General features: G+C 72.3%; 18 protein-coding genes. 8 read left to right on the top strand and 10 right to left on the bottom strand.

All coding sequences use genetic code 11. The annotated features are described in order from the left end of the window. Nucleotides 1–246 precede the first annotated feature (246 nt). Nucleotides 247–3,393, bottom strand: coding sequence for an isoleucine--tRNA ligase (gene ileS / locus OG737_RS06790; RefSeq protein WP_405921284.1), 3,147 nt, complete (start codon nt 3,391–3,393; stop codon nt 247–249). A gap of 586 nt (nt 3,394–3,979) precedes the next feature. On the opposite strand from ileS, the gene OG737_RS06785 reads away from it, so the two are divergent. The 5 genes from OG737_RS06785 (at nt 3,980) to OG737_RS06765 (ending at nt 8,664) form a co-directional block, all read left to right on the top strand. Further along, nucleotides 3,980–4,861, top strand: coding sequence for a TraR/DksA family transcriptional regulator (locus OG737_RS06785; protein WP_405921283.1), 882 nt, complete (start codon nt 3,980–3,982; stop codon nt 4,859–4,861). 112 nt (nt 4,862–4,973) lie between these two features. Continuing rightward, complete coding sequence (gene lspA, locus OG737_RS06780; protein ID WP_328925224.1) at nt 4,974–5,534, top strand: signal peptidase II; 561 nt, start codon at nt 4,974–4,976, stop codon at nt 5,532–5,534. 41 nt (nt 5,535–5,575) lie between these two features. Then, complete coding sequence (locus OG737_RS06775) at nt 5,576–6,517, top strand: RluA family pseudouridine synthase (protein WP_328925223.1); 942 nt, start codon at nt 5,576–5,578, stop codon at nt 6,515–6,517. 41 nt (nt 6,518–6,558) lie between these two features. Continuing rightward, nucleotides 6,559–6,981 (top strand): GNAT family N-acetyltransferase, encoded by a 423-nt coding sequence (locus OG737_RS06770; protein WP_328930237.1) that lies wholly within the window; start codon nt 6,559–6,561, stop codon nt 6,979–6,981. Between the two features lie 90 nt (nt 6,982–7,071). Continuing rightward, the gene (locus OG737_RS06765) at nt 7,072–8,664 is read left to right on the top strand and encodes a Na+/H+ antiporter (RefSeq protein WP_405680047.1); all 1,593 of its coding nucleotides are present in this window, start codon (nt 7,072–7,074) and stop codon (nt 8,662–8,664) included. Nucleotides 8,665–8,744: 80 nt separating this feature from the next. Here OG737_RS06765 and OG737_RS06760 read toward each other — a convergent pair whose 3' ends face one another. Then, entirely contained in the window at nt 8,745–9,755 is a 1,011-nt protein-coding gene (locus OG737_RS06760) for an SDR family NAD(P)-dependent oxidoreductase (RefSeq protein WP_405921282.1), read from the bottom strand. Beyond that, nucleotides 9,752–10,933 carry a UDP-N-acetylglucosamine--N-acetylmuramyl-(pentapeptide) pyrophosphoryl-undecaprenol N-acetylglucosamine transferase gene (locus OG737_RS06755; protein ID WP_405921281.1) on the bottom strand — a complete coding sequence of 394 codons (1,182 nt, stop codon included), beginning with the start codon at nt 10,931–10,933 and terminating at the stop codon, nt 9,752–9,754. Before OG737_RS06755 ends, OG737_RS06760 begins: the two co-directional genes overlap by 4 nt. 73 nt (nt 10,934–11,006) lie before the next feature. Here OG737_RS06755 and OG737_RS06750 point away from each other — a divergent pair, with 73 nt between their 5' ends. Continuing rightward, a complete protein-coding gene (locus tag OG737_RS06750; RefSeq protein ID WP_328925219.1) occupies nt 11,007–11,693 on the top strand; it encodes a response regulator transcription factor in 687 nt (228 codons plus the stop codon). Next, a complete protein-coding gene (locus tag OG737_RS06745) occupies nt 11,690–13,072 on the top strand; it encodes a HAMP domain-containing sensor histidine kinase (protein WP_328925218.1) in 1,383 nt (460 codons plus the stop codon). The genes OG737_RS06750 and OG737_RS06745 overlap by 4 nt, the downstream gene beginning before the upstream one ends. Nucleotides 13,073–13,115: 43 nt before the next feature. Here OG737_RS06745 and OG737_RS06740 read toward each other — a convergent pair whose 3' ends face one another. Then, nucleotides 13,116–14,159, bottom strand: a complete 1,044-nt coding sequence (locus tag OG737_RS06740) for a mechanosensitive ion channel family protein (RefSeq protein WP_405681431.1) — start codon at nt 14,157–14,159, stop codon at nt 13,116–13,118. Nucleotides 14,160–14,215: 56 nt separating this feature from the next. Here OG737_RS06740 and OG737_RS06735 point away from each other — a divergent pair, with 56 nt between their 5' ends. After that, nucleotides 14,216–14,785: a dienelactone hydrolase family protein gene (locus OG737_RS06735; RefSeq protein WP_328925217.1), complete on the top strand. Its 570-nt coding sequence runs from the start codon at nt 14,216–14,218 to the stop codon at nt 14,783–14,785. Between the two features lie 12 nt (nt 14,786–14,797). Here OG737_RS06735 and OG737_RS06730 read toward each other — a convergent pair whose 3' ends face one another. From OG737_RS06730 to OG737_RS06705, 6 genes are all read right to left on the bottom strand, one after another. Further along, a complete protein-coding gene (locus tag OG737_RS06730; RefSeq protein ID WP_405680049.1) occupies nt 14,798–15,730 on the bottom strand; it encodes a serine/threonine-protein kinase in 933 nt (310 codons plus the stop codon). 36 nt (nt 15,731–15,766) lie between these two features. Further along, nucleotides 15,767–16,720 (bottom strand): M43 family zinc metalloprotease, encoded by a 954-nt coding sequence (locus OG737_RS06725; RefSeq protein WP_328930235.1) that lies wholly within the window; start codon nt 16,718–16,720, stop codon nt 15,767–15,769. 223 nt (nt 16,721–16,943) lie between these two features. Beyond that, entirely contained in the window at nt 16,944–18,605 is a 1,662-nt protein-coding gene (locus OG737_RS06720) for an alkaline phosphatase D family protein (protein WP_405921280.1), read from the bottom strand. Nucleotides 18,606–18,734: 129 nt separating this feature from the next. After that, complete coding sequence (locus OG737_RS06715) at nt 18,735–19,529, bottom strand: DsbA family protein (protein WP_328925215.1); 795 nt, start codon at nt 19,527–19,529, stop codon at nt 18,735–18,737. 45 nt (nt 19,530–19,574) lie between these two features. Then, nucleotides 19,575–20,264 (bottom strand): hypothetical protein, encoded by a 690-nt coding sequence (locus OG737_RS06710; RefSeq protein ID WP_405680051.1) that lies wholly within the window; start codon nt 20,262–20,264, stop codon nt 19,575–19,577. A 71-nt stretch (nt 20,265–20,335) separates the two neighbouring features. Further along, entirely contained in the window at nt 20,336–21,670 is a 1,335-nt protein-coding gene (locus OG737_RS06705; RefSeq protein ID WP_328930234.1) for a DUF2252 domain-containing protein, read from the bottom strand. Nucleotides 21,671–21,789: the final 119 nt, after the last annotated feature.

The raw sequence follows: 21,789 nt of genomic DNA, 5'->3' as shown, positions 1-21,789 counted from the left end.
GCCGGGCCCGGGTTCCCATCGGAACCCGGGCCCGGCCCGTTCGCGTACCCCGTGGTGCGTCCGGCGGAGGTCCGGGGGCCCTGCCCCCGGACCCCGCGCCTCGAACTCCCCCAGCTACCGCTGGGAGGTGCCCCCGGGCGGGGCTGGATCTGGCCGATGGCGGCTGCCTGGTGCGGTGGAAGGGCGGGCAGGGGACAGCGGAGAGGCCCGCACCCCCACGGGGGGTGCGGGCCTCTCCGGCCTGGGTTACGCCTTGCGGAGGCGGAACGTCAGGGACAGGGACTCGTCCGTGAACGGTTCGCCGTACGCGTCGTCGGCCGGGCCCTGCGCGTAGTCCGTGGACAGGACCTCGTCCGCGATGAGGGCCGCGTGGTCCGTCAGGGCCGTCACGACCTCCGGGGACTGGGAGGTCCAGCGCAGCGCGATGCGGTCGGCCACGTCGAGGCCGGAGTTCTTCCGGGCCTCCTGGATCAGGCGGATCGCGTCACGCGCCAGGCCCGCCAGCCGCAGCTCCGGGGTGATCTCCAGGTCCAGGGCCACCGTCGCGCCCGAGTCGGACGCCACCGACCAGCCCTCGCGCGGGGTCTCCGTGATGATGACCTCCTCCGGGGTGAGGGTGACCTGCTCCCCGTTCACCTCCACCGAGGCCTCGCCCGAGCGCAGCGCCAGTGACAGGGCCGCCGCGTCGGCCGCGGCCACCGCCTTCGCCACGTCCTGCACGCCCTTGCCGAAGCGCTTGCCCAGCACCCGGAAGTTCGCCTTCGCCGTGGTGTCCACCAGTGACCCGCCGACCTCGGAGAGCGAGGCCAGAGAGGAGACGTTCAGCTCCTCCGTGATCTGCGACTGCAGCTCCGGCGACAGGGCGGAGAAGCCGTTCGCGGCCACCAGCGCACGCGACAGCGGCTGGCGGGTCTTCACGCCCGACTCGGCCCGCGTCGCCCGGCCCAGCTCGACTAGGCGGCGGACCAGCAGCATCTGCTGGGACAGGGTCCGGTCGACCTGGGAGGCGTCCGCCTCCGGCCACGACGACAGGTGCACCGACTCCGGGGCCTCCGGGGTGACCGGGACGACCATGTCCTGCCAGACCCGCTCCGTGATGAAGGGCGTCAGCGGCGCCATGAGGCGGGTGACGGTCTCGACCACGTCGTGCAGGGTGCGGAGCGCGGCCGCGTCGCCCTGCCAGAAGCGGCGGCGGGAGCGGCGGACGTACCAGTTCGACAGGTCGTCCACGAAAGAGGACAGCAGCTTGCCGGCGCGCTGGGTGTCGTACGACTCCATCGCGTCGGTGACCTCGGTGACGAGGGTGTGCAGCTCGGAGAGCAGCCAGCGGTCGAGGACCGTGCGGTCCGCCGGCGCCGGGTCGGCCGCCGAGGGGGCCCAGCTCGACGTACGGGCGTACAGGGCCTGGAAGGCGACCGTGTTCCAGTACGTGAGGAGGGTCTTGCGGACGACCTCCTGGATCGTGCCGTGGCCCACGCGGCGGGCCGCCCACGGGGAGCCGCCGGCCGCCATGAACCAGCGCACCGCGTCCGCGCCGTGCTGGTCCATGAGCGGGATCGGCTGGAGGATGTTGCCCAGGTGCTTGGACATCTTGCGGCCGTCCTCGGCGAGGATGTGGCCCAGGCAGACCACGTTCTCGTAGGAGGACTTGTCGAAGACGAGGGTGCCGACCGCCATCAGCGTGTAGAACCAGCCGCGCGTCTGGTCGATGGCCTCCGAGATGAACTGCGCCGGGTAGCGCTTCTCGAAGATCTCCTTGTTCTTGTACGGGTAGCCCCACTGCGCGAACGGCATCGAGCCCGAGTCGTACCAGGCGTCGATGACCTCGGGCACGCGGACCGCGGTCAGGGAGCAGCCCTCGGCGGTGCAGGTGAAGGTGACGTCGTCGATGTACGGGCGGTGCGGGTCCAGGGCGGACTGGTCCTGCCCGGACAGCTCGCTCAGTTCCGCGCGCGAGCCGACGCAGGTGAGGTGGTTCTCCTCACAGCGCCAGATCGGCAGCGGGGTGCCCCAGTAGCGGTTGCGCGACAGCGCCCAGTCGATGTTGTTGTTCAGCCAGTCGCCGAAGCGGCCCTGCTTGACGGAGTCCGGGAACCAGTTGGTCTTCTCGTTCTCCCGCAGCATCGCGTCCTTGACGGCGGTGGTGCGGATGTACCAGGACGGCTGCGCGTAGTAGAGCAGGGCCGTGTGGCAGCGCCAGCAGTGCGGGTAGCTGTGCTCGTAGGCGATGTGCTTGAAGAGCCGGCCGCGCGCGTCCAGGTCGGCGGTCAGCTTCTCGTCGGCCTTCTTGAAGAAGACGCCGCCGACCAGCGGGACCTCCTCCTCGAAGGTGCCGTCGGGGCGGACCGGGTTCACGACCGGCAGGCCGTACGCGCGGCAGACCGCGAGGTCGTCGGCGCCGAAGGCGGGGGACTGGTGGACCAGACCCGTACCGTCCTCGGTCGTGACGTACTCGGCGTTCACGACGTAGTGGGCGGGCGCCGGGAATTCGACCAGCTCGAAGGGGCGCTCGTACGTCCAGCGCTCCATCTCCTTGCCCGTGAAGGACTCGCCGGTGGCCTCCCAGCCCTCGCCGAGGGCCTTCTCCAGCAGCGGCTGGGCGACGACGAGCTTCTCTTCGCCGTTCGTGGCCACCACGTACGTGACGTCCGGGTGCGCGGCGACGGCGGTGTTCGAGACCAGGGTCCAGGGGGTCGTCGTCCAGACCAGGAGGGCGGCCTGGCCGGCCAGCGGGCCGGAGGTCAGCGGGAAGCGGACGAAGACGGAGGGGTCGATGACCGTCTCGTAGCCCTGGGCCAGCTCGTGGTCGGACAGGCCGGTGCCGCAGCGGGGGCACCAGGGGGCGACGCGGTGGTCCTGGGTGAGCAGGCCCTTGTTGAAGATCTCCTTCAGCGACCACCACACGGACTCGACGTACTCGGGGTCCATGGTCCGGTAGGCGTCGTCCAGGTCGACCCAGTAGCCCATCCGGGTCGTGAGCTCGGTGAACGCGTCGGTGTGCCGGGTCACGGACTCGCGGCACTTCGCGTTGAACTCGGCGATGCCGTAGGCCTCGATGTCCTGCTTGCCGTTGAAGCCGAGCTCCTTCTCGACGGCGAGCTCGACGGGCAGGCCGTGGCAGTCCCAGCCGGCCTTACGGGCCACGTGGTAGCCGCGCATGGTGCGGAACCGGGGGAAGACGTCCTTGAAGACGCGGGCCTCGATGTGGTGCGCGCCGGGCATGCCGTTCGCGGTCGGCGGGCCCTCGTAGAAGACCCACTCGGGGCGGCCCTCGGACTGCTCCAGGGTCTTGGCGAAGGTCTTGCTCTCGCGCCAGAAGTCGAGGACGGCGTGCTCAAGGGCAGGCAGGTCGACCTGGGCGGGGACCGGGCGGTACTGCGGCGGTGTGGTCATGAGGCTGAACTCTTCCTCCGGCGGGGTGTCACTTCCGTCCGGAGGGACGAGAGCGCTGCTGCTCCCGCGGTACCACCCTCCTTGGCCTCCGGACGGATCCGGCGGCCCCCTCATTGGGGTGCGAAGCCGGTTCTACTCGCCGTACGGGACCCTGCGGGCGTCCGTGCGCGCTTTCTTCCGGCGGCTCCGGGGTGATCCTTCACATCGCGCTCGCCCCCGGGCTCTCACCGTCCCCGGGTCGCTCCTGGCTGCGTCCGACGCTACTCGTCCCCATCCATGCCTCTCGCTGGGCCCAGTGTACGGGGCCGGGGGGTGCCCGGCAGACCGGTTTACGGGGGCCCGCGCGGGGCCGGGCGCCGCGGCGTGGCGGGGGCGCGCCAGGGCCGCTCGTGTGACCCGAATGGGCCGACGCGCCGGTACGGACTCCTGTGGGGCGGGTGGGGCGGGTTACGGGGCTTCCGGATGGGCACAACGGATGCAGGTTGACCTCGCCGGATGCGTGCCCCGTTGCTGCGGGGCCGGTGCCGATTTATCGTTCCGGCACGAATCGCGAGCAAAGATCACAGTATGTGAAGGGGCCGCGGCCATGGTGGCGAAGAAGACCGCCGGTACTGCCGGGAAGGCGCTGGCCGAGGCACCGGCGAAGAAGGCGCCGACCAGGAGAGCGGGCGCCGCCGAGGCGGCCGCCGTCGACGCGGCACCGGCCGGGAAGGCGACCGCCGGGAAGGCGGCCACGAAGAAGGCGAGCACGAAGAAGGCGAGCACGAAGAAGGCGACCACGAAGAAGGCGACGACGAAGAAGGCGACCGCGAAGAAAGCGGCGGCAGCCGTGAAGGCGACCGCGAAGAAGGCGACGGACGCCGTCGGGGCGACCGCCGTGAAGAAGACGACTGCCGTCGCGAAGCGGCAGGCCACGGCCAAGCCGGCCGGGGCCGAGGGGGCGGCGCAGGCCGCGAAGAAGACGGGAGTCCGCACAGTGGTTGCCAAGAAGAGCACCGGTACGGCGAGGAAGACGGCCGCGGCCGCGACCAGCGGGCTGCCCAAGGCGAGGGTCACGGCGGTCACCGCGCCCGGGGACCTCGCCGTACGGCCCGGGGAGGACCCCTGGACACCCCAGGAGGTCGAGGAGGCCCGCAGCGAGCTGATGAGCGAGGTGCTGCGGCTGCGCGCGGAGCTCGACGCCTCGGAGGTGGCCATCTCCGGCCTCATGCGGGATTCGGGCGACGGCGCGGGCGACGACCAGGCCGACACGGGCACCAAGAACATCACCCGGGAGTCGGAGCTGGCCCTGGCGGCGAACGCCACCTCGATGCTGGAGCAGACCGAGCGGGCCCTGGAACGGTTGGAGGCGGGCACGTACGGCCTCTGCGAGAACTGCGGGCAGCCCATCGGCAAGGCCAGGATGCAGGCCTTCCCGCGGGCCACGCTGTGCGTGGACTGCAAGCAGAAGCAGGAGCGGCGGCACTAGCCCGTGTCCGGGGCCCCGGGCGGGATTCCGGTGGGCCTCGGGCGGGCGGTGGGCCGGTGCCCTGACGTACCCTCGTGTCTCAACCTGGTTCGAGCTAGTTCGAGGGACTCACGTGGCAGAGGCGGAGCGCATCATCGGTACGCCGGAGGTCGGGGACGACGCCGAGCCTGAGTCCGCCGCGCCCAAGGGGCGCCGGCGGATCGTGGCCCTGCTGGTCGTGGCGGTGCTCGCGTACCTGCTGGACCTCGGCAGCAAGATGGTGGTCGTGGCGAAGCTGGAGCACCAGCCGCCGATCGAGCTCATCGGCGACCTGCTGAGGTTCGAGGCGATCCGCAACCCCGGCGCCGCCTTCGGCTTCGGCGAGGCCTTCACGATCATCTTCACCTGCATCGCGGCCACCGTGATCGTGGTGATCGTGCGGCTGGCGCGCAAGCTCTACAGCCTGCCGTGGGCGATCGCGCTGGGCTTGCTGCTGGGCGGCGCGCTGGGCAACCTCACCGACCGGATCTTCCGTTCGCCGGGGGTGTTCCAGGGCGCGGTCGTCGACTTCATCGCCCCGGCCCACTTCGCCGTCTTCAACCTCGCCGACGCGGCGATCGTGTGCGGCGGCATCCTGATCGTCCTGCTGTCGTTCAAGGGTCTGGACCCGGACGGGACCGTCCACAAGGACTGATCGCGGGAATGCTCTTCTGCCGAGTCCTGCATACTCGACGGGTGAGTACGATTCCCGAGATCCGCACCCTGCCCGTTCCCGATGGCCTCGAGGGCGAGCGCGTCGACGCCGCCATCGCCCGTATGTTCGGTTTTTCCCGGACGAAGGCGGCCGAACTGGCGGCCGAGGGGAAGGTGGCGGTCGACGGCAGCGTCGTCGGGAAGTCCGAGCGTGTGCACGGCGGAGCCTGGCTCGAAGTCGAGATGCCCGCGCCGCCGCGGCCGGTCGAGGTCGTCGCCGAGCCCGTCCCGGGCATGGAGATCGTCCATGACGACGACGACATCGTCGTCATCATGAAGCCGGTGGGCGTCGCCGCCCACCCGAGCCCCGGCTGGACCGGCACCACCGTCATCGGCGGCCTCGCCGCGGCCGGCTACCGGATCTCCACCTCCGGCGCGGCCGAGCGCCAGGGCATCGTGCACCGCCTCGACGTCGGCACCTCCGGCCTGATGGCCGTCGCGAAGTCGGAGCGCGCCTACACCTCGCTGAAGAACCAGTTCCGCGAGCGGATCGTCGACAAGCGCTACCACGCGCTGGTCCAGGGGCACCCCGACCCGATGAGCGGCACGATCGACGCGCCGATCGGCCGGCACCCGAGCGCGGACTACAAGTGGGCCGTGACCCAGGAGGGCAAGGCCTCCGTCACGCACTACGACCTGATCGAGGCCTTCCGCGCGGCCTCGCTGCTGGACATCAAGCTGGAGACCGGCCGCACGCACCAGATCCGCGTGCACATGTCCGCACACCGGCACCCCTGCGTCGGCGACCTGACCTACGGCGCCGACCCGACCGTCGCCAAGCGGCTGGGGCTGACCCGCCAGTGGCTGCACGCCGTGCGGCTCGGCTTCGAGCACCCGTCGGACGGGCAGTGGGTCGAGTTCGAGAGCACCTACCCGGCCGACCTCCAGCACGCGCTGGACGTGATCCGGGCGGAGAGCGAGTGACCACGTCCGTCGAGGTCCGGGTCGCCGTCGGCGAGGCCGACATGGCGGCCTGCTTCGAGGTCCGGACCGAGGTGTTCGTGGTCGAGCAGTCCGTCCCGGAGTCGATCGAGTACGACACGTACGACGCGGACGCGGTGCACGTACTGGCCGTCGGGCCGGACGGGGTGCCGCTGGGCACGGGGCGGTTGCTGCACGGGGCCGGCGCGCTGGGCAAGACGGGTGACCTGACGGTCGGCTCGCTGGGCCGGCTGGCCGTCGCCAAGTCCGCGCGCGGGCTGGGCGTGGGTGTCGCCCTGGTGCGCGCGATCGAGGCGGAGGCGGGGCGGCTCGGCCTCGCGGCCGTGGATCTGGGCGCACAGACGCATGCGCTCGGCTTCTACGAGCGGCTCGGCTACGAGGCCTACGGCCCGGAGTTCGAGGACGCGGGCATCCCGCACCGCTCGATGCGGCGCACCCTCCCGTAGTCACCCACCCTGAGGCCGGGCGGAGCCCGACACGGCGGGGCGCGCGCCTCACCGCGCGAGCCGAGCGCGGCGGGCTGGCAGGGTGGGGGAGTGGATCAGCTTGCTCTGCTGTTCGTGCTGCTGCTCGGGGCCGTGGTCACCGTGCCGCTCGGGGACCGGCTCGGGCTGCCCGCGCCCGTACTCATGACCATCGGCGGGGTGGTCCTCGCGCTGCTGCCGTTCGTGCCCGACGTCGACATCCCGCCCGAGTTCATCCTGCCGCTGGTGCTGCCGCCGCTGTTGTACGCCTCCGCGCAGCGCACCTCCTGGCGGCAGTTCGCCGCCAACGTCCGGCCCATCCTGCTGCTCGCCGTGGCCCTGGTGTTCGTCACGACCGCCGCCGTGGCCGCCGTCGCGAACGCCGTGGTGCCGGGGCTGCCGATCGCCGCCGCCGTCGCGCTCGGCGCGCTGGTCGCCCCGCCCGACCCGGTGGCCGCCACCGCCGTCGCGGGTTCGCTCGGCCTGCCCCGCCGGATGGTGTCGATCCTGGAGGGCGAGGGCCTCTTCAACGACGTCACCGCCATCGTGCTCTACCACGTGGCCGTCGGCGCGGTCGTCAGCGGCAGCTTCTCCTGGCCCGCTGCGCTGGGGGAGTTCGTCCTGTCCGCCGTCGTCGCCGTGCTGGTCGGACTGGCCCTCGGCTGGACGGCCGGCCGGCTCATGGGGCGGCTCGGCGACGCCACGCTCCAGATCGGGCTGACGCTGCTGGTGCCGTTCGTGTCGTACGTGGTGGCGGAGGAACTCCACGGATCGGGGGTGCTGGCCGTCCTGACGACGGCCCTGTTCCTCGCCGAGTACGCGAACGACGCCGACGACGTGCTGGGCCGGCTCGCCGGGCACACCTTCTGGGAAGTCGTCGACATGCTGGTCACGGGCGTGGCGTTCGGGCTGATCGGGCTGGAGCTGCACAACGTGTTCGCCGCGGCGGGCGGCCGCGAAGCGGAGATGGCCGGGTGGGCGGCGGTCGTGATCGCGGTGGTGGTCGGGGTACGGCTGGTGTGGCTGCTCCCGGCGGGCTGGCTCGCGCAGAAGCTGCACAAGCTGCGCGACTACGACGAGGAGATCCCGCTGAGCTGGCGGGAGAGCGTGGTCATGTGGTGGGCCGGGATGCGGGGGGTGGCCTCGGTGGCTCTGGCCCTCGCCATCCCCTTGCGGACGGACGCGGGTGAGCCCTTCCCCGCGCGGGACCAGATCATCTTCATCGCCTTCGCCGTGATCATGGCGACGCTGGTCCTGCAGGGTCTGACCCTGCCGTGGCTGGTGCGGCGGCTGGGGGTCGAATCCGACACGGACGCGGAGCGGGAGACCGAGCGGCAGCTGGCGATCCGCGCCGCGAAGGCCGCGAAGCGGCGGCTGAGGGAGATCGAGGAGGTGGAGGATCTGCCCGAGGACCTGGTGGAGACGCTGTACCGGCGCGCGTACGACGTGGGCGCCCGCATCAGCCCCGACATGGTCGACGAGGAGCGGCGGGAGGCGTACGCGCAGCGGGTGGAGCGGATCCGGGACGTCCAGCGGATCCAGCGCGAGATGATGTCGGCCGCCCGCCACGAGGTGCTGTCCGCGCGCAGCGAACCCGGCTCCGATCCGGAGATCGTGGACCGGGTGCTGCGGCATCTGGACGTGCGGAGCCTGCGCAGTCCCTAAGCGGCCTCGGGGACGTGCCCTACTTCTCCGAGGCCGCTTAGGCGTCGCTTAGGCGTACCGGCCTTCCGGTGCGCCGGGGATCAGACCTGGTAGCGGTCCGGGGCGAAGAGGTGCGGGTTCGCCGCGATCCACTCCGAGGTGCGGCGCAGGCCCTGTGCCAGGGAGACCTCCGGCTTCCAGCCCGCCCAGTCGCGGGCGCGGGAGTTGTCCGAGAGCAGGCGGTGGACCTCGCTGCCCGACGGCCGCAGCCGGGTCGGGTCCACGACCACCTCCGCGTCCCGCCCCGAAGCCGTGATCAGGGCACGCGCCAGGTCGCCGACGGAGATCTCCTCGCCCGTGCCGAGGTTGACCACCTGGCCCAGCGCCCGGTCGCACTGCGCCACCGCGAGGAAGCCCTCGGCCGTGTCCGTCACGTACGTGAAGTCGCGGGTCGGGGTGGTCGACCCCAGGCGGATCTCACGGGAGCCCGCGTGGAGCTGGGCCAGGATCGTCGGGATGACGGCGCGGGCCGACTGGCGCGGGCCGTAGGTGTTGAAGGGCCGCACCACCGTCACCGGCAGCTCGAAGGCGTGGTGGAAGGAGAGCGCCATCATGTCCGCGCCGATCTTCGACGCGGAGTACGGGGACTGCGGCTGCAGCGGGTGGCTCTCGGCGATGGGGGCCGTCAGGGCCGTCCCGTAGACCTCGCTGGTGGAGGTGTGCACGAGGCGGCGTACGCGGTGGCGGCGGCAGGCCTCCGCCACGTTCTGCGTGCCGGTGACGTTCGTCTGCACGTACGCGCCCGGCGAGGCGTAGCTGTACGGGATCCCGATCAGCGCCGCCAGGTGGAAGACCGTGTCGCAGCCGGCCACCGCGTCGCTGACCCGGCCCGCGTCGCGGACGTCGCCCGCCCACATCTCCACCGGGCCGTCCGGGTCCGCGAGGTAGCGCGCCAGGTGGCCCTTCTCGGCGTAGGGCTTGTAGTGCACGAAGGCGCGCACCCGGGCACCCCGGGACACCAGCAGGTCCACCAGCGTCGAGCCGATGAAGCCCTCGGCGCCGGTGACCAGGACCGTACGGTCGTTCCAGTCGTTCCAGTCGTTCATGTTCATACTCGCTCCAAGGCGGGAAGAGGGACGCCGGCCACGCGGAGGACCTCCGCGGCCAGCAGTTCGGCGGCCCGCGCGTGCGGGCCGGGGTCGGCGGCGCCGGCCATCGTCGGCAGCCGGGCCGGGTCGGCCAGCAGCGGGCCGATGAGACCGGCGAGGCGCTCGGCGGTGGTCTCGGCGTCGGGCAGCAGCAGTCCGGCGCCCGTGTCGGACAGGACCCGGGCGTTGTGGGTCTGGTGGTCGCCCGGGGCGTACGGGTAGGGGACGAGGACGGACGGCACTCCCGTCGCCGCGAGCTCCGCGACCGTCGCCGAACCCGCCCGGCACACCACCAGGTCGGCGGCGGCGTACACCAGGTCCATCCGGTCCAGGTACGGCAGTGCCCGCGCGACCCGGTGCCCGCCTGACGCCGCGAGCTCGGCCACGGTGTCCGCCAGCGCGGCCGGACCCGTCTTGACCAGCAGCTGTACGTCGCCCCGGTACTGCCAGAGCCCGGCCAGCCCGGTGGCCGCCCGGGTGAGGCGGACCGCGCCCAGGCTGCCGCCGTTGAAGACGACCAGCCGCCGCCCGCCCGGGACCCCGAGGGCCCGCCGGGCCTCCGCGCGCAGCGCCGACCGGTCCGGTCCGGAGAGTTCCGCGAGGCCGGCGAGGGCCGCGGAGATCGGCATTCCGGTGGTCAGCGCCCGCGCCCCGCCCGCCAGATGCCGCCGGCTGCGGTCGAAGGCCACCGCGACGTGCGGGGTGAGCCGGGCCGCGAACCGGTTGGCGCGGCCGGGTACCGCGTTGGACTCGTGGATCACGGCCGGCAACCCCGCCAGCCGGGCCCCGAGCACTGCGGGCGCACTCGGATAGCCGCCCATGCCGACGACGACGTGCGCGCCCTGCGCCCGGATCACGGAACGGGCCTGGTGCGCCGAGCGCAGCAGAGCCGCGGGCAGCAGGTACCGCTTCGCGCCCAGCGCCGGGTCGAAGGGGATCATGTCGACGGTGTGCAGGCGGTGGCCGGCCCCCGGGATCAGCTCGGTCTCCAGGCCCCGCTCGGTCCCGATGAACGAGACCACGGCGCCGGGCACGGCCGCGCGCAGCGCCTCGGCGAGGGCCAGACCCGGGTAGATGTGGCCGCCGGTGCCGCCCGCACCGATGACGACGGAGAGTGCCGCAGGTGTGTGTCGAGTGGTCATGGACGCACACTCGCGGTGCGCTCTAAGAAGGTTCTAAGAGGTTCAGGTCTGCGGCTTTGGCAGGCTTTGGCCCATGAGCGGACAGCGGATTCTGGTGGTGGACGACGAGCCCGAGGTGCGGGCGGCAGTCGAGGACGGGCTGGCCGTCGAGGGATACGAGGTGCGGGGCGCCGCGGACGGGCTGGCGGCGCTGACGCAGGTGGCGGCCTGGGAGCCGGACGCCGTCGTGCTCGACGTGATGATGCCGGTGCTCGACGGGCTCGGGGTGTGCCGCCGGCTGCGCGCGCTGGGCGACCGTACGCCCGTACTCGTACTGACCGCCCTGGACTCCGTCAGCGAACGCGTCGACGGGCTGGAGGCCGGGGCCGACGACTACCTCGTCAAGCCGTTCGCCCTGGACGAGCTGATCGCGCGGGTACGGGCACTGCTGCGGCGGGCCGCCCCCGAACCTCCGGGCGCGGCCCCGCTCGGCTTCGCCGACCTCGTCCTGGACCCGGCGACCCGGACCGGACGGCGCGGCGGGCGGCCGCTGGAGTTCAGCCGGACCGAGGCGGCGCTGCTGGAACTGCTCCTGCACCACCCCGGGCAGGTGCTCCCGCGCGAGCTGATCCTGGAGCTGGTGTGGGGGCGGGACTTCGGGCCGGACTCCAACTCGCTGGCCGTGTACGTCGGCTACCTGCGCCGGAAACTGGAGGCGGCGGGCGAGCCGAGGCTGGTCCACACCGTCCACGGGGTCGGCTACCGGCTGGATGAGGTGTGAGGGGGGCCTGGCGGGGGCGGCGCCCGCTGCGGACCCGGCTGGCGCTGGCCGTCACCGCCGCCGTGGCCCTGGTCGGCCTCGGGGTGTGCGCGGCGGCGTTCCTCGTCGTCCGGTCCGCGCTGTACGAGCAGCTCGACCTCAGCCTGACCCAGTCCGCCCGGCTCGCCGCGCAGCGCAATCCGGGGGCCGCTCCGGGAACGCTGGCCGGGGAGTGCCGCTTCCTGGCCGCCCCCGCCTGCGCGGACGTGGTGGCGGCCGACCCGGCGAAGGGCGGCGGCAGCCCGGGCCTGCTGCCCGTGGCGCCGGCCGCGCGGGAGGTCGCCGGGGGCAGACGGGCGCCGTTCTACACCGACATCACCGTGTCCGGGCATCCCGCCCGGATGCTGACCACGGACTACGCCAAGGGGCGGGCGCTCCAGGTGGCGCTGCGGGCCGACACCGTCCAGGACGGCATCGAGGAGGCCGCGTGGTGGCTGGCGCTGACGGCGGCGGCCGGGGTGCTGCTCGCCGCGGTCCTCGGCCACTGGGTCTCCCGGACCGGTCTCGCCCCGGTCACCCGGCTCACCGCGACGGCCGAGCGGATCGCCGCCACCCGGGATCCGCGGCACCGGATCGAGCTTCCGCCGCCGGGGCGGGAGGACGAGATCACCAGGCTTGCGGGGAGCTTCAACACGATGCTGGGGGAGCTGGAGCAGTCCGTGACCGCGCAGCGCAGGCTCGTCGCGGACGCCTCCCACGAGCTGCGGACCCCGCTGACGGCGCTGCGGACCAATGCAGAGCTGCTGGCGCGCGGCGAGCGGCTCACGGTGGAGCAGCGGGAGCGGGCGTCCGCCGCCCTGGGGCGGCAGCTGCGGGAGGTGACCGGGCTGGTGAACGACCTGATCGAGCTGGCGCGGGACGAGGAGCCGCAGCCGCTGGTGGAGCAGGTCCGGCTGGGGCCGCTGGTGGAGCACTGCGCGGAGGTGGCGCGGGCGCACTGGCCTGCGGTTCCGTTCCGGGTGCGGGTTCCGGAGGGGGCGGCTGAGCCGGCGGTGGTGCCGGGGGTGCCCGCGCGGCTGAGCCGGCTGCTGTCCAACCTGCTGGACAACGCCGCCAAGTTCAGCCCGGCCGGGCGGGAGGTGGAGGTCGAGCTGACGCCTTCGGCCGGGGCCCGCGGGGGGCCGGAGGTGACGGTGCGGGACCACGGTCCGGGGATCTCGGCGCAGGACCTGCCGTACGTCTTCGACAGGTTCTACCGGGCCGGGGCGGCCCGTGCCCTGCCGGGGTCCGGGCTGGGGCTGGCCATGGCGCGGCAGATCGCGCGGGCGCACGGCGCGGAGCTGACGGCGGAGGCCGGTCCCGGGGGCGGAGCCCTGTTCAGGCTGACCTTCGGTGCCTGACGGCCGGCCCGTCGGGCCCCGGGGCTCCGCCCCGGACCGGGCCTCAGGCGTCCGGGCGCGTCGCGGCCTCGGAGGCCGCGATGCGCGGCAGGGCGTACGGGTGGTGGGCCACCAGCCAGGCGATCAGGCGCTCGCGGACCGCGCAGCGGACCGTCCACAGGTCGTCCGCGTCCTTCGCCGTGACCACCGCGCGGACCTGGACCGTGTGTGGTGTGGTGTCGGTCACAGCCAGGCTGGAGCCGCGGGCGTCCCACTCCGGGATGTCCCCCAGGATGTTCTGGAGCTGCTCCCGCATGAGGTCGAGGGGGGCGCTGTGGTCCAGGTGCCAGAAGACCGTCCCGGTCATCTGTGCGCCGCCGCGCGACCAGTTCTCGTACGGCTTGCTTGTGAAGTACGACACAGGCATCGTGATGCGCCGCTCGTCCCAGGTGCGGACGGTCAGGGCCGTCAGGGTGATCTCCTCGACCTTGCCCCACTCCTTGTCGACCACCACCGTGTCGCCGATGCGGACGGTGTCGCCGAAGGCGATCTGGAGGCCGGCGAAGAGGTTGCTCAGCGAGGACTGGGCGCCGATGCCCGCGACGATGCCGAGCACGCCCGCGGACGCCATCATCGAGGCGCCGAGCGCACGCATCGGCGGGAAGGTCAGGAGCATGGCCGCCGCCGCGACCAAGACGACGATCGCGGTGACCGCCCGGTGGATCAGAGTGACCTGGGTACGGACCCGGCGGACCCGGGCGTCGTCCTGGGTCACCGCGGCGTAGCGCGCGTACGTGGAGTCGACGGCGGCGGTCGCGACGCGCACGGCCAGCCAGCACACGGAGGCGATCAGCACCAGGGTGAGGGTCCGGCCGACGGCGAAGGCGTGATCGGGCAGGATCCCGGCTTTGCGGTAGGCCGCTCTGAGCAGAGAGGTGCAGAGCACCACCTGGAACGGCAGCCGGCAGCGGCGCAGCAGACCCCACAGGGGGGTCTCGCTGTGCCGGGCGTCGGCCCGGCGCAGCAGCAGGTCCAGCATCCACCCGGCGACCAGGGTGATGACCAGCGTGCCGCCGACGACCGTGACGGGGCGCAGGACGGTCTCCATTTCCATAGGTAGGAACGTAGCCGGAAGCGGTCCGCGCAAACTGGCACGATGGGGGCATGAACATCATGCTTTTCCATTCGACGTACGGGCTGCGGCCCGCGGTGCACGCGGCGGCCGACCGGCTGCGCGCGGCCGGGCACCAGGTCCAGGTACCGGATCTCTTCGAGGGACGCACCTTCGAGACCGTCGAGGAGGGCATGGCCCACCAGGACGAGATCGGCCGTGACGAGCTGCTGAGGCGCGCGGTGCTGGCCTCGGCCCCTTACTCCGACCAGGGCCTGGTCTACGCCGGCTTCTCCTTCGGCGGCTCCGTCGCGCAGCACCTGGCGCTGGCCGACGACAAGGCGCGCGGGCTGCTGCTCCTGCACGGCACGGCCGACGTCGCGGACGACGCCTCGGTGGACGAACTGCCCGTGCAGCTGCACATCGCGGACCCGGACCCCTTCGAGCCGCACGACTGGCTGACGGCCTGGTACCTGCGGATGCAGCGGGCCGGGGCCGATGTGGAGGTCCACAGCTACCCGGGCGCCGGGCACCTGTTCACCGACCCGGGGCTGGAGGACTACGACGCCGAGGCCGCCGAGCAGGCTTGGAAGGTCGCGATCGGTTTCCTCGACACCCTGTAGGACCGCACCCGTTCAGCCGCGGGGTGCCGGTCTCGGGGGCAGCGCCGGCGGCGGGCCGAAGCGGCCGCCGGGGGCCGCCGGGTTCCGCGGCGGGGGAACCCGGTCCCGCGGTGCGGGAGTCGGGGCCGACGCGCCGCCGGCGACCGCCGCGAGGCGCGCGTCCAGTTCCTCGGGGGCGGGCCGGGCGGCCGGATCGCGGACCAGCAGGTCGGCCAGTACGGGGCCCAGGGCGCCGGCCCGGCGCGGCGGCGGGACGGGATCGTCCAGGACGGCGGCCAGCGTGGCCAGGCCGGTGGCGCGGCGCATCGGGCTGACGCCCTCGACGCACACGTACAGCGTCACGCCGAGCGACCACAGGTCGGAGGCGGGCAGATCGGCACCGCGGATGCGCTCGGGCGCCAGGTATTCGGGGGTCCCGATGACGTCTCCGGCCGGTGTCAGCGGGGGCGCGTCCTGGATGGCGGCGATGCCGAAGTCGGTCAGGACCGCGGAACCGTCCGCCCGTAGCAGGACGTTGGCGGGTTTCACGTCGCGGTGGCGGATCCCGGCGGCGTGGACCGCGCGGAGTCCGGCGAGGACCTCGCGGCCGATACGGGCGGTCTCGGCCGGTTCCAGCGGGCCCCGGTCCAGCCGGTGCTGGAGGGAGTGGCCGGGCAGCAGCTCCATCACCAGCCACGGGTGGGGGTCCTCGTCCACGATGTGGTGGATGGTGACCACGTTGGGGTGGCTGATCCGGGCCTGGGCGCGGGCCTCGCGCAGTACGCGTGCGCGCAGGAGCCGCGCGGGCTCGCCCTCTTCGTGGCCGACGGGCGGCCGGACCTCCTTGACGGCCACATCACGGTGCAGGGCACGGTCCAGCGCTCGCCAGACCGTGCCCATACCTCCGCTGCCGAGCTTTTCAACCAGCTCGAACCGTCCGTCGATCACGTCCCCCGGCGCGCTCATGGCGCCAGGTTAGAGCAGTCAGGACCTGAGTGAGGGTCAGCCGGCCCGGTAGGCGGTCCAGCTGCTCGTCATGCGGGCGACCTGGCCGGCCGTGAACTGGTACATGCAGGAGTCGTACGTGTAGTCCATGAAGTTGTGGATCGGGTCCGCGCCGGGCTTGCTGGCGCAGGAGTCGCGGCCGGTCGGGCACTCGTACGCCGCGGTCTTCTCGGCCGGGGTGTCCGAGACGTAGTCGCCGTTGCCGTTGCAGCCGCCCTGGAAGGTGTGGTACAGCCCCATCCAGTGGCCGACCTCGTGGGTCGCGGTGTCACCCTCGTTGTAGTTGGCCGAAGAGCCGCCCGGCAGCGAGGTGTCGAGCACGACCACGCCGTCCATCTTGGGGCTGGAGGCGTACGAGGTCGGGAAGGTCGCCCAGCCGAGCAGGCCGCCCGACAGGTTGGCGGTGTAGAAGTTGAGTGCGCCGGGGCCGCCCTTGCGCAGGGTGTTCTTCATGTCCTTCTCGGCCTGGGAGCCGTCGGCCAGGTTGTACCAGGAGGCGTTGTCCGTGTAGTCGGTCGCGGCGAGCGTGAACTGGTAGTTGGTGTTCACGTTGCCGGTGCCCTGGCCGCCGTAGGCCGCGTTGAGGACCGCCAGCTGGTTGCTGATCTGGGTGGCCGACAGCTTTCCGGTGGTGCCGGAGTGCACGACGTGGAAGTACACGGGGATCGTCGTGACGGCCTCGGCGGCACGCAGGCTGCGCTGCGGCTGGTTCTTGAGGGCCTTGTCCAGCTTCGCCTTGAGGTCGGCGTCCATGGCCTTCGCCTGGGTGTCGGTGACCTCGTTGGGCTCGGCCGCCTGCTGGTCGGCGGGGCGCGCGACACGGGCGTTGGCGGGGGCAGCGGTCGCGCCCGAATCGGCGCACGCCTCGGCGGGGGTCTTGGCGGCGGCGATCGTCGTGGGGGCGGCGAGCGGGGAGAACGCCAGGGTTCCGGCCAGGACCGCCGTGCCCATCAGGCGGCGGCGGAGAAGGGGGGATATGCGGGCAACAGCGCGCACGAGTGCTCCTCGCGGTGGGGGGTTTCAGGCCCGAGGGATCTCCTCGGATGGCGCGAAGCTTATGTGTTCATGTCATTATCCGGTCAAGACCCTTACGTAAAAGATTTGTTGCTTCTGATGCACAAGGGGCCCCTGGTCCGCGCCAGGAGCCCCTCGGAACAGCAAAATTGACGGTCTGTCAGCGAACCGGTCGGTCGGCCCGTTCCACCTTCTGGGTGCCGTTCAGCGTGCGGTACGAGCGGGACCACGCGGAGGTGGCGTCCTGCCGGCGCTTGTCGGAGACCACGTAGTAGTCCATCTGCGAGCGCTCGGCCGTGACGTCGAGCACGCCGTAACCGTGCGCGTCCATGTCCAGCCACTTCACGTGCCAGTTCGCGGCCTTGATGGCGGATTCGGCGACCAGCGATGCGGTGTTCTCCGGCACGTGCAGCAGGTCGTCGATGTTGTCGGAGGTCACCGAGGTGACCACGAACTCGGTCGCCGCCGTCCCCGAACCGGGGTAGGTGGCCATGTTCACCGGGACCTCGTTCGCCCAGGCCATGTGGATGTCGCCGGTCAGGAACACGGTGTTCTTGATGTTCCGGTCCTTGAGGTGGCCCAGCAGCTCCTTGCGGTCGTCCGTGTACCCGTCCCACTGGTCCACGTTGACCGCTATGCCGCCCTCGGGCAGGCCGAGCAGCTTGGTGAGCGGCCCCAGGAGGTGCGCGGGCAGCGAGCCGAAGGCCACCGGCGAGATCATCACCGAGGTGCCGACCAGCTTCCAGGTCGCGTTCGAGCCCGCCAGGCCCGACTTGAGCCAGTCCAGCTGGGCGCGCCCGGTGATGGTGCGCTCCGGGTCGTCCACCGATCCGCTGCCGACCTTGACCTGCTGCGAGCGGAAGGAGCGCAGGTCGAGGAGGTGCAGGTCGGCCAGGGTGCCGAAGCGCAGCCGCCGGTAGACGGTGCCCGCGATGGAGGTGCGCACGGGCATCCACTCGAAGTACGCCTGCTTGGCGGCCGCCGCGCGGGCCGCCCACTCGCCCTCGGTGCCCGCCGTGTGGTTCTCGGCGCCGCCCGCCCAGGCGTCGTTGGCGAACTCGTGGTCGTCCCAGATGGCGATGATCGGGTGCGCGTGGTGGAGCGCCTGGAGGTCGGCGTCCGTCTTGTACGTGCCGTGCCGGATGCGGTAGTCGGCGAGCGAGATGATCTCGTTCTTCGGCTCGTGCTGGCGTACGACGTACTTCGCCTCCGGGTAGCCCCCGGTCTGGTACTCGTAGATGTAGTCGCCGAGGTGCAGGATCGCGTCGAGGTCGGTGCGGGCGGCCAGGTGCCGGTACGCGGAGAAGTAGCCCGACTCCCAGTTGGCGCAGGAGACCACGCCGAAGCGGACCCCTGCCGTGGTCACGTCGTGGCCCGCGGTGGTCAGGGTGCGCCCGACGGGGGAGACGGCGGCGCCGGCGGTGAACCGGTACCAGTAGGGGGTCTGCGGCTGCAGCCCGCGCACGTCCACCTTGACCGTGTGGTCGGCGGCGGCGCTCGCGGTGGTGGTGCCGCTCGCGACGATCCGGGAGAAGGCCTTGTCCGAGGCCACCTCCCAGCCCACCTGGACGGCCGGGCCGAGGCCGGAGCCGGGCACGGCCTCGGCGGTGGGGGTCACCCGGGTCCACAGCAGGATCCCGTCGGGCAGCGGGTCACCCGAGGCGACGCCGTGCAGGAAGGCCGGCGCACTGCCGGCGGCATGGGCGGCCGAGGCGCCCAATGAGGTGAGGGGGGCCAGCGTGGCCGTGGCCGCGGCGGCGAGGACGACCGTACGGCGGCGGGGAGTTGCCGCGGCAGCGGAAGAGGAGAGATGACTGGTCACGGATAATCATATTACTGACGGGTATGGAGGCGGGACAGGCTCGGGAATGCAACGGGCGGGCGAACTCTGGGAGTCCGCCCGCCCATTGGCCAGGCCTGTCCGGAAATGCGCCTCCGGAAGGGCCGGGGCTCAGCCCTGCAGGGCCTTGTCGATCGCGGCCGTGAACGCCTCCGCCGTCTGCGGAGTGTCGATCTTCTTGCCGTCCATCTTCAGCGTGGGCGTGCCCTTCACGCTGGAGTTGTTGAAGGCCTTGGACATCTCCAGCGCCCACCGGTCGTAGGTGCCGCCCTCGACGGCCTTCTTGAACTCGGCGTTGCCCTTGAGCGCCGGGACGGTGTCCGCGACCTTCAGCAGGTAGTCGTCCTTGGCGAAGCTGTCGACGGTCTCCTCGGGGTGCAGGTCCTTGGAGTAGAGCGCGGCCTTGTAGTCGAGGAAGGCCTGCGGGCTGACGTTCAGCGCAGCGCCGAGCGCGCTCAGCGCGTTCTTCGACCCCTCGCCCTTGGACATGTTGTCGATGAAGGTGGCACCGAAGTACTGGAGCTTGTACTTGCCCGCGTCGACGTCCTTCTTGACCTGCTCGCCCGCCGCCTGCTCGAACTGGGCGCAGGCCGGGCAGCGGGAGTCCTCGTACAGCTCCAGGGTCTTCTTCGCCTCGGCCTTGCCGATGACGACCGTGGTGCCGTCCTCGCCCTCGGTGTTCTTGGGCTTGACCAGCGCGGCCTTGGCGGCCTTCTCCCAGTAGCCGGGCTGGTTGGCCTGGACGACCGCGTAGCCGACGCCGCCGGCCAGGGCGAGCACGGCGAGGACCGCGCCCGCCACGATCACCTGGCGGCGCACCTTGTCCTTCTTCGCCTGCGCCTCGCGCTCGGCGCGCAGCCGCTCGCGGGCCGCCGCCTTGTTGGCCTGGCTGTTGCGTGAACTCATCATGATCTCCGTGGGGTGTGACGTGTCAGGGGTGCCGTACGTGCGTCAGGCGCGCGCGAGCGCGCCCGGCACGGGAGGTCCCCGCCGTCCCACGGAGTGTGCGGGGAAGCGCGTACGGGCCACCGGGCCCGGCCGGACCGGCCGCGGCGACCGCCGCGCGGGGCCGGCGGCGACCGGCGCCCCGGCCTCCGCCAGCAGCAGCGGCCGGAAGGCGAACGCGGCCAGCGCGCGCAGCAGCCGGGCCAGCGCCCGTTCGCCGTGGTGGAGCCAGCCGGCGGCGAGCAGCCCGACCGAGACGTGGGCGGCGAGCAGCAGCCAGGGCGCCCACGGCCCGGGCGCGGACAGCAGCGCGGCCGCATCGGCGGCGGGCCCGGCCACCTCGGCCAGCGGCCCGCCCACCGGCGTCCCGCCGCACAGCTCGTCCAGGCCCAGGGCGCGCAGCGGGCCCGAGACCGGGCCGCCCGCGGGGCCGTAGCAGACGTGCTGCCCGGCGGTGAAGACGGTGTCGGCGGCCAGCTCCAGCGGGACGAGCAGCGCCGCGATCGGGCCGAAGCCGCGCTCGCGGCCCGCCAGCGCGTAGGAGACGGTGAACACGGCGGCGAAGGCCCCGCCCACCAGCACGGGCGGCAGCGGCACCCGGGACATGAGGACGTGCGAGCCCGCCGAGAGCAGCACGACGAGCGCGCTGAACAGCGCGGCCCGCAGCCCTCGTAGCCTCACCCCTGATATGTCCATCGCCGCGAGTCTGCCACGCGTCCCTGTGAAAGCGGCCCTCAGGTCCCGTTCCGGCCTGAATTGCGCCGCCCTTACGGCGTGAGCCGGCCGTTGCGGAAGAGGTCCACGAAGATCTGGTGGTCGGCGCGCGCCCGGGCCCCGTACGCGTGGGCGAAGTCCACGAGCAGCCGGGCGAAGCCCTCCTCGTCGGCCGCAATGGCCGCGTCGATGGCCCGCTCGGTGGAGAAGGGGACCAGCGAGTGGCCGCTCTCGGCCTCGTCCGCCGCCGAGTGCATGGTCGCCGTGGCCCGGCCGAGGTCCGCGACGACGGCGGCGATCTCCTCCGGGTCGTCCAGGTCCGACCAGTCCAGGTCCACCGCGTACGGGGAGACCTCCGCCACCAGCTGACCCGAGCCGTCCAGCTCGGTCCAGCCCAGCCACGGGTCGGCATGCGCCTGGAGCGCCCGCTGGGAGATCACCGTGCGGTGCCCCTCGTGCTGGAAGTACTCCCGCACCGCCCGGTCGGTGATGTGCCGGGAGACCGCCGGGGTCTGCGCCTGCTTGAGGTAGATCACGACGTCGTTCTCCAGGGCGTCGCTGTGCCCCTCCAGCAGGATGTTGTACGAGGGCAGGCCGGCCGAGCCGATGCCGACGCCACGGCGGCCCACGACGTCCTTGACCCGGTAGGAGTCGGGCCGTACGAGGGACTCGTCGGGCAGGGTCTCCAGGTACCCGTCGAAGGCGGCGAGCACCTTGTAGCGGGTGGCCGCGTCCAGTTCGATGGTGCCCGGGCCCGGGGTGAAGCGGCGCTCGAAGTCGCGGATCTCCGTCATCGAGTCCAGGAGCGAGAAGCGGGTGCGGGCGCGGGCCGAGCGCAGCGCGTCCAGCAGCGGGCCCTCGGCCGTGTCGAGGGTGAAGGAGGACAGGTCCGCCGTGTCGTAGTCCTTGGACCCGGCGGCCAGGTGGTGGATCCGCTCCCGGTAGGCGCCCGCGTAGACCCGCACCAGCTCGCTGATCTGGTCGTCGCTGAACGCCTTGGTGTAGCCGATCAGGGCGACGGAGGCGGCGAACCGCTTGAGGTCCCAGGTGAAGGGGCCGACGTAGGCCTCGTCGAAGTCGTTGACGTTGAAGACGAGGCGGCCGTTCGAGTCCATGTACGTGCCGAAGTTCTCCGCGTGGAGATCGCCGTGGATCCACACCCGGCCGGTGCGCTCGTCCAGGTACGGGCCGCCGTGGCGGTCGCGCTCCAGGTCCGCGTAGAAGAGGCAGGCCGTGCCCCGGTAGAAGGCGAATGCGGAGGCCGCCATCTTCCGGAATTTGACCTGGAAGGCAGCGGGGTCGGCGGCGAGGAGCTCACCGAACGCGGTGTCGAAGACGTCGAGTATCTGCTCGGCGCGCTGCTCGTCGGTCGTCTCGGGAACCGCCATGGCCGGTGCCTCCTGGTGGTGCGGGGTGGATCGCTTGCCGATCACGTATCTGATCCGGAGGGGCTCGGACGGGTGTCCTTCCCCTCTGGCTCTGCAACGGATGAAGGTACCGGTCGGTG

The sequence above is a fragment of the Streptomyces sp. NBC_00122 genome (assembly GCF_045160845.1).
GTDB lineage: Bacteria > Actinomycetota > Actinomycetes > Streptomycetales > Streptomycetaceae > Streptomyces.
This window is presented reverse-complemented; position numbering and strand designations above follow the sequence as displayed.

Bases quoted from the DNA above. Each gene is read 5' to 3' on its own strand.
- OG737_RS06715 (WP_328925215.1), bottom strand. From the start codon at position 19,529: ATGAGTTCACGCAACAGCCAGGCCAACAAGGCGGCGGCCCGCGAGCGG.
- OG737_RS06770 (WP_328930237.1), top strand. From the start codon at position 6,559: ATGGCGGCCTGCTTCGAGGTCCGGACCGAGGTGTTCGTGGTCGAGCAG.
- OG737_RS06785 (WP_405921283.1), top strand. From the start codon at position 3,980: ATGGTGGCGAAGAAGACCGCCGGTACTGCCGGGAAGGCGCTGGCCGAG.
- OG737_RS06735 (WP_328925217.1), top strand. From the start codon at position 14,216: ATGAACATCATGCTTTTCCATTCGACGTACGGGCTGCGGCCCGCGGTG.
- OG737_RS06760 (WP_405921282.1), bottom strand. From the start codon at position 9,755: ATGAACATGAACGACTGGAACGACTGGAACGACCGTACGGTCCTGGTC.
- OG737_RS06705 (WP_328930234.1), bottom strand. From the start codon at position 21,670: ATGGCGGTTCCCGAGACGACCGACGAGCAGCGCGCCGAGCAGATACTC.
- OG737_RS06730 (WP_405680049.1), bottom strand. From the start codon at position 15,730: ATGAGCGCGCCGGGGGACGTGATCGACGGACGGTTCGAGCTGGTTGAA.
- ileS (WP_405921284.1), bottom strand. From the start codon at position 3,393: ATGACCACACCGCCGCAGTACCGCCCGGTCCCCGCCCAGGTCGACCTG.
- OG737_RS06725 (WP_328930235.1), bottom strand. From the start codon at position 16,720: ATGGGCACGGCGGTCCTGGCCGGAACCCTGGCGTTCTCCCCGCTCGCC.
- OG737_RS06750 (WP_328925219.1), top strand. From the start codon at position 11,007: ATGAGCGGACAGCGGATTCTGGTGGTGGACGACGAGCCCGAGGTGCGG.
- OG737_RS06710 (WP_405680051.1), bottom strand. From the start codon at position 20,264: ATGGACATATCAGGGGTGAGGCTACGAGGGCTGCGGGCCGCGCTGTTC.
- OG737_RS06740 (WP_405681431.1), bottom strand. From the start codon at position 14,159: ATGGAGACCGTCCTGCGCCCCGTCACGGTCGTCGGCGGCACGCTGGTC.
- OG737_RS06755 (WP_405921281.1), bottom strand. From the start codon at position 10,933: ATGACCACTCGACACACACCTGCGGCACTCTCCGTCGTCATCGGTGCG.